General features: G+C 42.4%; 8 protein-coding genes. 3 read left to right on the plus strand and 5 right to left on the minus strand.

Going from position 1 to position 12,983, the window contains the following annotated elements:
• Positions 1-130 precede the first annotated feature (130 nt).
• From NQ505_RS24445 to NQ505_RS24455, 3 genes are all read left to right on the plus strand, one after another.
• Positions 131-1,309: an ATP-binding protein gene (locus NQ505_RS24445; RefSeq protein ID WP_008999779.1), complete on the plus strand. Its 1,179-nt coding sequence runs from the start codon at positions 131-133 to the stop codon at positions 1,307-1,309.
• A gap of 32 nt (positions 1,310-1,341) precedes the next feature.
• A complete protein-coding gene (gene nifJ, locus NQ505_RS24450; RefSeq protein WP_008999778.1) occupies positions 1,342-4,893 on the plus strand; it encodes a pyruvate:ferredoxin (flavodoxin) oxidoreductase in 3,552 nt (1,183 codons plus the stop codon).
• A 248-nt stretch (positions 4,894-5,141) separates the two neighbouring features.
• Positions 5,142-6,344, plus strand: a complete 1,203-nt coding sequence (locus tag NQ505_RS24455; RefSeq protein WP_008999777.1) for an LruC domain-containing protein — start codon at positions 5,142-5,144, stop codon at positions 6,342-6,344.
• Positions 6,345-6,457: 113 nt separating this feature from the next.
• Here NQ505_RS24455 and NQ505_RS24460 read toward each other — a convergent pair whose 3' ends face one another.
• From NQ505_RS24460 to NQ505_RS24480, 5 genes are all read right to left on the minus strand, one after another.
• Entirely contained in the window at positions 6,458-7,324 is an 867-nt protein-coding gene (locus NQ505_RS24460; protein WP_032853707.1) for a glycine betaine ABC transporter substrate-binding protein, read from the minus strand.
• A gap of 23 nt (positions 7,325-7,347) precedes the next feature.
• Positions 7,348-8,172, minus strand: a complete 825-nt coding sequence (locus NQ505_RS24465) for an ABC transporter permease (RefSeq protein ID WP_008999775.1) — start codon at positions 8,170-8,172, stop codon at positions 7,348-7,350.
• The gene (locus tag NQ505_RS24470; RefSeq protein WP_008651874.1) at positions 8,169-9,395 is read right to left on the minus strand and encodes a glycine betaine/L-proline ABC transporter ATP-binding protein; all 1,227 of its coding nucleotides are present in this window, start codon (positions 9,393-9,395) and stop codon (positions 8,169-8,171) included. The genes NQ505_RS24465 and NQ505_RS24470 overlap by 4 nt, the downstream gene beginning before the upstream one ends.
• A 298-nt stretch (positions 9,396-9,693) precedes the next feature.
• On the minus strand, positions 9,694-10,032 hold the full coding sequence (locus NQ505_RS24475) for an MGMT family protein (RefSeq protein WP_008999774.1): 339 nt from the start codon (positions 10,030-10,032) through the stop codon (positions 9,694-9,696).
• Positions 10,033-10,110: 78 nt separating this feature from the next.
• A complete protein-coding gene (locus NQ505_RS24480; RefSeq protein WP_317135443.1) occupies positions 10,111-12,981 on the minus strand; it encodes a substrate-binding domain-containing protein in 2,871 nt (956 codons plus the stop codon).
• Positions 12,982-12,983 lie beyond the last annotated feature (2 nt).

Below are 12,983 nucleotides of genomic sequence, written 5' to 3' on the forward strand. Positions count from 1 at the left end.
ATATACAGGAAATAGTCAGGAATGGCTACAATAAACAGAAAGTTCTAATTAAACTCACAATTTTGCCATCTCTACTTTGCAAATCCTAAAAAAAGCAGTATATTTGCCACCCGAAAAACAAAGAACTGAAATGGAATCATTCTATCGCACACACGCCTACCTCGTTGAGCACACCAATGCCCCCGTTCGCCGCGATCTTATGGACGAGATCGATTGGAGCGACCGCCTGATTGGTATCAAAGGGACACGTGGCGTAGGAAAAACCACTTTCCTTCTCCAATACGCCAAAGAAAAATTTGGGAACGACCGCTCCTGCCTGTTCATCAACATGAACAACTTCTACTTCTCTGGCCACAGCATTGTAGACTTTGCTAACGAATTCCAGAAACGTGGTGGAAAAGTATTGTTGATCGACCAAGTGTTCAAACACCCGGAATGGAGCAGAGAGTTGCGCATGTGTTACGACCGTTTTCCTAATTTGAAGATTGTCTTTACCGGCTCATCCGTAATGCGACTGAAAGAGGAAAATCTTGAATTGCGTGATATTGCAAAAAGCTATAACCTGCGCGGATTTTCTTTCCGCGAATACCTGAACTTACAGACAGGCATGAAATTCAGGGCATACAGCCTCGAAGAAATTCTTAGCACTCACGAACAGATTGCCAAAGGAGTACTCTCTAAAGTTCGTCCGCTGGATTACTTCCAGGATTACCTGCATCATGGGTTCTATCCATTCTTCCTCGAGAAGCGTAACTTTTCGGAGAATTTGCTGAAAACGATGAACATGATGGTGGAAGTAGATATCCTGCTCATCAAACAAATTGAACTGAAATATCTTTCAAAGATAAAAAAATTACTATATTTGCTCGCTGTCGACGGACCGAAGGCTCCCAATGTGAGTCAACTGGCAAGCGACATACAGACATCTCGCGCTACGGTGATGAACTATATCAAGTATCTGGCAGATGCGCGACTCATTAATCTGGTTTATCCGGAAGGAGAAGAATTTCCTAAAAAACCTTCCAAGATAATGATGCACAACTCCAACCTGATGTATTCCATCTATCCCGTGAAAGTGGAGGAGCAGGATGTACTCGACACATTCTTTGCAAATTCTTTATGGAAAGACCATAAGGTACATAAAGGAGATAAAAACGTCTCTTTTATGGTGGATGAAGTAATGCCGTTCAAAATTTGCCAGGAAGGAGCAAAGATCAAGAACAATCCGAATGTGACGTACGCGTTGCATAAGGCTGAAATAGGTCGGGGCAACCAGATACCTCTCTGGATGTTCGGCTTTTTATATTAAAAGATTTATTTACTTAAATATTTAATTTAGTTATGACTAAACAGAAGAAATTCATCACTTGTGATGGTAATCAGGCTGCAGCGCATATCTCGTATATGTTCTCTGAAGTAGCAGCTATCTACCCCATCACTCCTTCTTCGACTATGGCTGAGTACGTAGACGAATGGGCTGCCGCAGGACGTAAGAACATCTTCGGCGAAACAGTATTGGTACAGGAAATGCAATCTGAAGGTGGTGCTGCCGGTGCAGTTCACGGTTCTCTTCAGGCTGGTGCGTTGACTACTACTTACACTGCTTCTCAGGGTCTTCTCCTGATGATCCCTAATATGTACAAAATTGCCGGTGAGTTCTTGCCTTGCGTATTCCATGTATCTGCTCGTACATTGGCTTCTCACGCATTGTGTATCTTCGGTGACCACCAAGACGTAATGTCAGCTCGTCAGACTGGCTTTGCGATGTTGGCTGAAGGCTCTGTACAGGAAGTTATGGATTTGGCTGGTGTTGCTCACTTGGCTACCATCAAATCTCGCGTTCCGTTCATGAACTTCTTCGATGGTTTCCGTACATCTCACGAAATCCAGAAGATTGAAATGTTGGAAAATGATGATCTTGCTCCGCTGATCGACCAGGAAGCTTTGGCTGAATTCCGTGCCCGCGCACTGAATCCGATGAATCCGGTTGCTCGTGGTATGGCTGAAAATCCTGACCATTTCTTCCAACATCGTGAATCATGCAACAACTACTATGAAGCAGTTCCTGCTATTGTAGAAGAATACATGAATGAAATTTCTAAGATTACAGGTCGTAAATACGGTTTGTTCGATTACTATGGTGCAGAAGATGCAGAACGCGTAATTATCGCTATGGGTTCTGTAACAGAAGCTGCCCGTGAAGCTATCGACCACTTGGTAGCAAACGGTGAAAAAGTAGGTATGGTTGCCGTACACTTGTATCGTCCGTTCTCTGCTAAACACTTCCTGGCTGCTGTACCTAAGACTGCCAAGACTATCGCAGTTCTTGACCGTACTAAAGAACCGGGTGCTAACGGTGAACCTCTTTATCTTGACGTTAAAGACTGCTTCTACGGCGCAGAAAACGCTCCGGTTATCGTTGGCGGTCGCTACGGTTTGGGTTCTAAGGACACTACTCCTGCTCAAATCATTTCTGTATTCGAAAACTTGGCTATGCCAATGCCGAAGAACCACTTCACTATCGGTATCGTAGACGACGTTACTTTCACTTCTCTTCCTCAGAGAGAAGAAATCGCTTTGGGCGGTGAAGGTATGTTCGAAGCTAAATTCTACGGTTTGGGTGCTGACGGTACTGTAGGTGCTAACAAGAACTCTGTGAAGATTATCGGTGACAACACCGACAAACACTGCCAGGCTTACTTCTCTTACGACTCTAAGAAATCTGGTGGTTTCACTTGTTCTCACTTGCGTTTCGGTGATACTCCGATCCGTTCCACTTATTTGGTTAATACTCCAAACTTCGTAGCTTGCCACGTTCAGGCTTACCTGCACATGTACGATGTAACTCGTGGTTTGCGTAAGAACGGTTCTTTCTTGCTGAACACTATCTGGGAAGGTGAAGAACTGGCTAAGAATCTACCTAACAAGGTTAAGAAGTACTTTGCACAGAACAACATTTCTGTATACTATATCAACGCAACTCAGATTGCCATGGAAATTGGTTTGGGTAACCGTACCAACACTATCCTTCAATCTGCATTCTTCCGTATCACAGGCGTTATTCCTGTAGAACAAGCTGTTGAACAGATGAAGAAATTCATCGTTAAGTCTTACGGCAAGAAGGGTGAAGACGTTGTAAACAAGAACTATGCTGCCGTTGACCGTGGTGGTGAATACAAGACTTTAGCTGTTGATCCTGCTTGGGCTAACCTGCCGGATGATGCAAAAGCTGAAAACAACGATCCTGCATTCATCAACGAAGTAGTTCGTCCGATCAATGCACAAGATGGTGACTTGTTGCCTGTATCTGCATTCAAGGGTATCGAAGACGGTACTTGGTATCAAGGTACTTCTAAATACGAAAAACGTGGTGTAGCCGCATTCGTTCCTGAATGGAATCCAGAAAACTGTATCCAGTGTAACAAGTGTGCATACGTTTGTCCTCACGCTTCTATCCGTCCGTTCGTACTCGATGCTGAAGAGCAGAAGGGTGCTAAGTTCGAACAACTGAAAGCAGTAGGTAAAGTATTCGACGGTATGACATTCCGTATCCAGGTTGATGTTCTCGACTGTCTGGGTTGCGGTAACTGTGCTGACATCTGTCCGGGTAATCCGAAGAAAGGTGGCAAAGCATTGACAATGAAACACCTCGAAAGCCAATTGGCTGAAGCTGACAACTGGACTTACTGTGCTGAAAACGTGAAGACTAAACAACATCTTGTTGATATCAAGTCTAACGTGAAGAACTCACAGTTCGCTACTCCGTTGTTTGAGTTCTCTGGTGCTTGCTCTGGTTGTGGTGAAACTCCGTATGTGAAATTGATTTCTCAATTGTTCGGTGACCGTGAAATGGTTGCTAACGCTACCGGATGTTCTTCTATCTACTCTGGTTCAGTTCCTTCTACTCCGTATACTACAAACGAAAACGGTCATGGTCCTGCTTGGGCTAACTCACTGTTCGAAGACTTCTGTGAATTCGGTCTGGGTATGGAATTGGCTAACGAAAAGATGCGTGCTCGTATCGTGAAGTTATTCAACCAGATTTTGGAAGGTGACAACGCTCCTGCTGAAGCTAAAGAAGTATTGAAGGCATGGATTGAAAACATGCATGATGCTGACAAGACAAAAGAATTGGCTCCTCAAATCGAAGCTATTATCGAACAAGGTATCGCTGCCGGATGTCCTGTTAGCAAAGAGCTGAAAGGTCTGACTCAATATCTTGTAAAACGCAGCCAGTGGATCATTGGTGGTGACGGTGCTTCTTATGATATCGGTTACGGTGGTCTTGACCATGTAATCGCTTCCGGTAAGGACGTTAACATCCTTGTTCTGGATACTGAAGTTTACTCTAACACAGGTGGTCAGTCTTCTAAGGCTACTCCGGTAGGTGCTATTGCTAAGTTCGCTGCTGCTGGTAAGCGCGTACGTAAGAAAGACCTCGGTCTGATGGCTACTACTTACGGTTATGTATATGTTGCACAGATCGCTATGGGTGCTGACCAAGCTCAAACTCTGAAAGCTATCCGTGAAGCTGAAGCATATCCTGGACCATCTTTGATTATCGCTTACGCTCCGTGTATCAACCACGGTCTGAAAGCAGGTATGGGTAAGAGCCAGGAAGAAGAAGAAAAGGCTGTTAAGTGTGGTTACTGGCACTTGTGGCGTTACAACCCTGCTTTGGAAGAAGAGGGTAAGAACCCATTCCAATTGGACAGCAAAGAACCGAACTGGGAAGAATTCCAAGGTTTCTTGAAGGGTGAAGTTCGTTACGCTTCTGTAATGAAACAATATCCTACTGAAGCTGAAGAACTGTTCAAAGCTGCTGAAGAAAACGCAAAATGGCGTTACAACAGCTACAAACGTTTGGCTAGAGAAAACTGGGGTGCTGAATAATAGTAATTATACCCTATAATATAAAGCGGTAATCCATACGGGTTACCGCTTTTTTTATTTCCTTGTTTATGAGCCCTATTAAACATATACAACTTTCCACTTGATTCTTCGTATATAGTTAAAATTCTATTTTCTAATGAGATATGAGCATTTTAACTATTAATCGGATGAAAATAGATTCAAATTTACTTGTAAATATTAACTAGATTCACGACCTTTGCAGCAGAATAAAACAAACGCTCTAAAATATGAAACTAAAAACAGCCATTGTAGCAGTTATCGCGGTTGCCGCCGGATTAACTTCATGTGAGAAGAACTTGTATGACCCCAGTCAAGATAAGACAGAGGTTAAAATCGAAAACCTAAAGATTGGAGATGATTTCGACTGGTTGACAACACGGAATGCTGCATGTAAGGTAGATGCAGATCAGCCTGTCAATGTATCCATCTATCAAGATGAAGCATGTAAAGTGATACTCACTCATACTTCTGTTATCCCTGGCAACAACCTCCAATTACCTTTATCAGTTATCAAAAACAGCCAAAAGCTATATTTAAAGGTTGACGGCGAAAGTCAGGTTTACCCTGTAACATTGAATGAAGACGGTTCATTTGGATGTAGTCTATCTACTAGTCGTACTACCAGAGCAGCTACAAGAGCTGGAGAAGATTTTGAAGATCATGGTACCACAATCTTCTATCCAAACGGAAGTTGGGGAACAGTAATGTTTGAAGATAATTATCCTCAAATCGGTGATTATGATTTTAATGATTTCGTAGCCTCTTATATGGTAGAAATTCAGACTTATCCGGGAACAACATTTATTAAAAGCATTCAATTCTATATGGCTATTCACGCTATCGGAGCCAGTTACAGCTATATTCCACATTTAAGAATTCAATCTTTTGAGAATTCAACTGTGAAATCAATGGAGGTTAACAAAAAAGGAATGTCTAATCTTAATGTCGATAGATTTGCTGATGGTAAGGTCAATGATGACAATACAGGTAAAATAGTATTGGCATTTAATGGTGCTGAAAACAAAAAAGGTCAGGAATTCCTCAATACAGAAAAAGGAAGTCAGTATATTCCTGGAGATAAATTTGATATCACTCTTACATTCGAGGAAGGAAAGGCAGATATTGCATTTATTTATGCAGATAAGTTCGATATATTCCTGGCTGACAAAAACCGCACAAAAGAAATTCATATGCTAGGATATGGTCCAGCATTTGCCAGCGGAAAAGATTATGGTAATACTAACTACTACAAACAAGCCGGTACTAATCTTGTTTGGGGAATCAATGTACCGAGCATTATCGGACATGCTTATGAAAAGAGTAATTTCCTTGATGCATATCCCAACTTTGCCAAATGGGTAGAAGGTGATATGAATGCAAATGAATGGTACAAGAACCAAAACAGCGAATACATCTTTCAAATGAAATAAAATTCAAAGAATCCTATTTATAAATAAGGCTGCCTCAAAATAGAAGATGAGGCAGCCTTACTTATAATTTGTAAATTGAGATAAAAAACATTCTTATTTCAATCCTATTCAAGTTATTTATTTGCTGACTTAGGAATCCAGCTATCAACCAGTTGCCGGTGTTCATCCCTCCATTTACGGGCTATTTCTTCTTCATCCATCCGGGCATCCTTCATAGCTGTCATAAAAGAGCTAAGTTCTTCTGTCGTTAATTTGATATTACCAAAAAACTCAGCGGCAAACGGGTCTTTTTCACTGAAACCTTTCCAGGCAATGGCATGTATTTCTTCTAGATCTCCATATACTTTCTTCGGATCATCCAGGAATTTCAAGTCAAACTGATCGAACATCCAATGTGGTGTCCAACCTGTAATGACAACCCATTCTCCTTTATCCATCGCTTTTTTCAAAGATGCCAACATCGTTGAACTACTTGAAGTCATGAGGGCATATCCGTCAAGCCCATAAGCAGTAATGGCCTTATCCGTAGTCTTCATAATTCCTGCCCCGGCATCAATTCCCACTATTTCGGAAGAGAAACGGTCCTTGTGATCTGCGAGTTCACTGATAGACTGAATCGTAACATATTCAGGTACGACCAGCCCGATGCGAGCTTCTTCATATACTTCACCCAGGAATTCGATGCTATCCCCATATTGGTCCATATAATCTTTCATCGTTATCGGCAGCCAGGCATCCAGAAAGACATCCGACTTTTTCCTAGCCATGGATACAAAAATAGGAGCAAGATCCGCATTTTGCAGTTCAACCTCATATCCATGTTCTTCCAATACCACCTTCGCCAAATGACTCATGGCAATACCTTCCAGCCAATTGGCATAGGCTATTTTTATTTTCTTTTTCTCTAAGTCTGAATGAGCACAGGAAGCTAGCAAAAGCATAGCCGACAGTACTATTCCTACTATTTTATATATTCTCACATGCATTTTTATTCCTTTCCGTTTTAGTTCTTATTTTTTCGTCCTGCCATTCCTTGTGTGATACGGTCTAAAATGATAGCCAAAATAACAACTGCTATACCCCCTTCAAATCCAAGTCCGATTTTCATCTGGGTAATACCTTTCAATACAATTTCTCCCAGACCACCGGCAGCAATCATGGCAGCGATTACAACCATAGAAAGTGACATCATTATTGTCTGGTTTACACCGGTCAGGATGGTGGGCAGTGCCAAAGGAAGCTGTACTTTATACAGTAACTGCCAACGGGTAGCCCCGAACGAGCGGGAAGCTTCCACTACATTTTTAGGAACCTGCCGGATTCCCAACCCGGTAAGGCGGACCACAGGAGGCATGGCAAATATGATTGTCGCAAAAACTCCGGGCACTGTTCCCAATCCGAAGAACAGAACAGCAGGAATCAGATAGACAAAGGCTGGCATTGTCTGCATCAAATCGAGAATAGGACGAAGTATTTTATCTGCACGTGGACTGTTTGCTGTCCATATTCCTAAAGGTACTCCAAAAATCAGAGCCAGACAGGTGGATGATAAAACGAGAGCCAGAGTTTGCATGGTTGCCTCCCAAAATCCCATTCCATAAATCAGTAATAATCCTAATACGGTAAAAATGGAAATACCCCGCCCTGCCTTTACCCATGCGATTGCGGCAAGCGCCAAGATCGTCAAGTAAAATGGAATTCCGAAAAGAATGTGTTGGAAACCTGTAATGAAACTACCGATGCCTGCATTCACGGCATCAAAGAATGTGGAAAAATGTACCATCATCCAATTGATGGCGATTTCTATATATTGTCCTATATTTATCATAAGTCTATTGCGTTTTGAATTATTTCATTTATTTCTTCTTTATCTTTCCCGGTCACTTCTATGATTAAGGATGAAAGTGGAATTGTTCCCAAAAACTCGTGTGTTTCATCTATCACCCATACCGGTGAATTACTCTTTGTCATTAAAGGAAGTATATCCTCGAGCACTGTATCACACAACACTGAATGTACTTCTTTACGCACAACCGCTTCAATGGATTTTTCCTGTTTGCTACGCAGTTTAAGCAAATCGTTCAAATGTACTTCTCCGACCAGTTTATCGTCGGCATCTATTACAGGCAATACAGTTATATTCTTCGCACGCATCTTACGAATCAAAACTTCGGGACCTTCTTTCTTCAGACGGGCTACCAACGGTTTGTCAATCATTAAAGAAGAGGCGGTAATAATTTTACTCCTGTCCACGTTTTCAACAAAACGGGCTACATAATCGTTAGCCGGTTCAGTCAGGATTTCCTCCGAAGTACCTACCTGCACCACTTCTCCGTCTTTCATAATCGCAATACGGTCACCTAGCTTAATCGCTTCACTCAAATCGTGAGTAATAAAGACAATCGTCTTTTTCATCTTTGATTGCAAGGCCAATAGTTCATCCTGCATCTGTACGCGAATCAGAGGATCGAGCGCAGAGAAAGCCTCATCCATTAAAAGTACTTCGGGATTATTGGCCAGAGCACGTGCCAGTCCGACACGCTGTTGCATTCCACCGGAAAGTTCACCTACCATCTGATTCTCATATCCTTTCAGCCCGACAAGCTTCATACTTTCCATGGCTTTCTTTTCACGCTCTTCTTTCTTCACTCCCTGAAGTTCAAGGCCGAACGCAATATTACTCAACACAGAACGGTGAGGCAACAAACCGAAATTCTGGAAAACCATTGCCAACTCTTTACGACGAACCTGCAATAATTCTTTTTCGGATATTTTAGATATATCGACTCCGTTTACAAGTACTTGTCCGGCAGTAGGACGTATCAGGCGATTGATACAACGCAGTAATGTCGATTTTCCACTTCCCGAGAGCCCCATTATCACAAAAAACTCTCCTTCGTTTATTGAAAGATTGGCATCTTTCACTCCTACCGTACAACCGGTATCTTTCAGTATTTCCGCTTTACTCTTATCTTTTTTCAGCATCTTGAGTGCTTTCTGCTTCTCGTGACCAAAGATAAGGTACAAATCCTTTATTTCTATTTTACTCATATAATATATTGGTTTAGATTATAATATTTGTTTTGTTTTCAACTGCTGCGTTCCTCATTCTCATTTACATAAACAAGTTGAATGTCCGCATGGTTCAGTCCTGCTACATGGTAACATGACGATCCAATGAGTTTTTTAAATGATTAAAAAAACAGACTGAGTAGTTTAAAAGGAATAGAATTTGATAAGATTATCCTCTCAATGAACAGTAGAAAACAGTATTTTCATAAATAAATAACAGCCTGTTCTTGCATATTGTTGGCACAAAGGTAAGGAAAATAGATTAAACATGCAAATTTTATTCAGAAGTGGAGTAATTCCAAAGATGCTTTTTCAGGTCTACACATCCATTTTGCTTGAAAGAAACTCCCTCTTCCAGCAAGAGCTGCTTTTGCTCTGCCCAACCCGGTACAAGGCGTCCCGACGCATTGACAACCCGGTGACAGGGTGCAGATAAATCATCCGGAATCTGCTTCAAAGCACGCCCCACCATACGGGAACATTGAGGCATTCCCAATAATGCGGCAATTCCTCCATAGGTAGAAACATTACCTACCGGAATTTCCCGGACAACCTGGTATACCTCTTGACAAAAGGATGCGGAAAGGCTCGCCTTGTCTACTTTATAATCTTTCATCACCTGGACTTTATTTATTCACTCCTAAAACATAATACATACACTTAATTTCCTATATCTCAATCAAAGAAATAAATGCTATCCTTTCCGCTTCAACAAGTCTGTCGGACTTTCTCCAAACTGTTCCCGATAGCATTTGGTAAAATAAGAGGGAGAACTGAACCCAACCTCATAACCAATCTCCGCTACTGTCATATCCGAGGAAGCAAGCAGAGAAGCTGCTTTTTTCAAACGGGCGATACGGAGTAACTCATTCGGAGAATAATTAGTCAGAGATTTGATTTTACGATAGAGTTGCACACGGCTTAATCCCATATCTTTGCCCAAGTCTTCCACATTCAGATTAGAGTCTCCCATCTTAGCCTCAATCAAAGCCTTAAATTTCTCTACAAAGTCTTTGTCCATATCACAGACATCTTCTTTGGCCAATGTCTGCCCGTCACCAAAGAATTGTTTCAGACGACGATGTGAGTCTATCAGGTTGCGGACACGTGCCACCAGTAATTGCGAACTGAAAGGTTTGGATATATAGGAGTCTGCTCCACCATCATATCCTTGAATCCGTTGTTCGTCCAGAGAGCAGGCTGTCAACAGAATGACAGGGATATGACACGTTTGCAATTCGCTTTTCAAGCGACGACAACATTCAATTCCATCTATTCCGGGCATCATTACGTCGGAGATAATCAAGTCCGGGACATATTTCATAGCTTTACGAATACCTTCCGAGCCGTCTGCAGCTTCTATAACAGTATAATCAGTATGAAGCAATCCATGCACATATAAGCGAATATCAGCGTTATCATCAATAATCAGAACGCAAGGTTTGGAAGAGTCGTAACTTTTTTCCAATTCCTCTTCTTCGTAAGTTAAAGCATCATTCAAGCTCGAAGAACCGGAATAACCAGAAGTTGCAGGAGTTACGGGAGCCCCAGCAACGGCAGAGGTTGCAGCATCGGTGGAGGTTACAGAAGTAGCAGGGACAGAGAATGCCGGAGAGTTTTCTGAAACAACAGTCTCGCAAGTCTGTACAGGCAAATCAACGGTAAAGATAGTTCCTTGCTTTTCATCACTTTCCACCGTGATGGTACCTTTATGCAATTCCACAAAAGCCTTTACCAATGCCAGTCCAATACCCGAACCGGCATGGTGCATATCTATCTTATAGAAACGGTCGAAAATATTCCGGATATGCTCCGCAGAAATCATTGAACCGGTATTGGCAACAGTAAAGCGAATCCAGCAATGATCGTCTTTAGTCAGGGAAGACAAGCGTACAGTTACTTTTCCATTCTCCGGAGTAAATTTGAAAGCGTTGGAAAGGAGGTTGAAATAGATGCGTTCCAACTTTTCTACATCTGCCAATGTGCGGTAATCCGTATCCGGCATATAATCGAATGAGAAATGAATATGTTTCTTCCGGGCTGCTGCCATGAAAGACTCGTTCCATCCCTCAAAAGAAGAAAGAATGTCTAACGAAATAGGAGTATATTCCATTTTTCCATTCTCGTATTTACGAAAATCCAGAATCTGATTGACAAGACGCAAGAGGATATTCACGTTTCGCTGAACTAACAATAACATTCGGCGCTGATCTTCACTCAAAGACGAATCAGCCAGTAAATGCTCTACCGGGTCGGCAACTAATGTCAGTGGAGTACGAAAATCGTGAGATATATTTGTGAAGAAAACCAGCTTGGCATGAGTCGCTTCTTCCAGTTGATGAGAAAGCTGGATAAGCTGATCCCGCTGTTCTTCGAGTTTGTCACGCTGTTCTTCAAGAATATCCCGTTGCTCTTCGAGTTTATCGCGCTGTTGCTCTACTTGTTTCTTCTGTTCGGACAACTCTTTATTCAGGCGATTCTTGGAACGGAGGGATTTATAAACTACCAATAACAATCCCGCTACTAATAAAAGAATAACCAAGCCGCCATACATCACGACCTGTTGTGTAGCTACACGCGACAGATACCCACCGATACGTCCGTTCAATGTTTCAATCTTCTGATCCAGTTCCGAGATATGGGTAGTCTGAAGTTGCATAACGTGCGCGTTCGTGCGGTCTACAACGGCAGTATTCATGACCGTTTCGCGAGGATAAGACTTCTTCTCAAGAATATTCATGGCCAGTTGCATCACTTTGTCCCCATTAGTCGGATAAATAAAAGTTGCATCCAGCACATTGTCAAGCACCAATTCAAGCCCGTTTCCTTTGCCGGGCAGGGCATCAATGCCAACAAAAATCATTTCCTTTTCACGTCCGGCTTTCTTCGCAGCCTGATAGGCTCCCGGAGCGATACGGTCGTTATGTGCATATACCGCATCAATCTTCGGATGACGGCGAAGCATACTATCCATTTCCACTTCTGCCGGTTCACGTTCCCAGGCAGCATCCGCTTTATCAATCAGTTTGATATCCGGATAATTGCTGATAGCAGCCATAAATCCCTGATGGCGTTCCATGGCAGGGGTGGAACCACCCAGTCCGGTAAGCTCCACTACATTCCCTTTCCCTTTCAGACTTGATGCGATATAATTTCCTACCGCACGACCTATTTCATAATTATCGGCACCGATATAGGCAGTATATTTATCAGAAAGTATCTTCCGGTCTACAAGAATGACGGGTATTCCTTTCTGATAGGCCTCCTCCACAATTGGAGTCATGGGAGCCGCTTCATTGGCGGAAATTATCAGTAAATCAACTCCTTTATCTATAAAATAATGAACATCTTCCGCCTGCTTACGGTTATCATCCGCCGCCGAGCGGATTTCAACCGATACTCCATCATAAAACATCGCTTCGCGAAGAATCTCATCATTCATCTTGTGCCGCCAAGAGTCATCGCTACATTGGGCCACCCCAATACGGAAACGAGGCGCATCCTGACGACAGGCCGCCAAGCCCAAAAGACAAAACAAGACTGTTATCCACTTCGTATATTTCATCG

The organism is Bacteroides sp. D2 (genome assembly GCF_025147085.1).
Taxonomy (GTDB): Bacteria; Bacteroidota; Bacteroidia; order Bacteroidales; family Bacteroidaceae; genus Bacteroides.

Bases quoted from the DNA above. Each gene is read 5' to 3' on its own strand.
- NQ505_RS24455 (WP_008999777.1), top strand. From the start codon at position 5,142: ATGAAACTAAAAACAGCCATTGTAGCAGTTATCGCGGTTGCCGCCGGA.
- nifJ (WP_008999778.1), top strand. From the start codon at position 1,342: ATGACTAAACAGAAGAAATTCATCACTTGTGATGGTAATCAGGCTGCA.
- NQ505_RS24465 (WP_008999775.1), bottom strand. From the start codon at position 8,172: ATGATAAATATAGGACAATATATAGAAATCGCCATCAATTGGATGATG.
- NQ505_RS24480 (WP_317135443.1), bottom strand. From the start codon at position 12,981: ATGAAATATACGAAGTGGATAACAGTCTTGTTTTGTCTTTTGGGCTTG.
- NQ505_RS24445 (WP_008999779.1), top strand. From the start codon at position 131: ATGGAATCATTCTATCGCACACACGCCTACCTCGTTGAGCACACCAAT.
- NQ505_RS24470 (WP_008651874.1), bottom strand. From the start codon at position 9,395: ATGAGTAAAATAGAAATAAAGGATTTGTACCTTATCTTTGGTCACGAG.
- NQ505_RS24475 (WP_008999774.1), bottom strand. From the start codon at position 10,032: ATGAAAGATTATAAAGTAGACAAGGCGAGCCTTTCCGCATCCTTTTGT.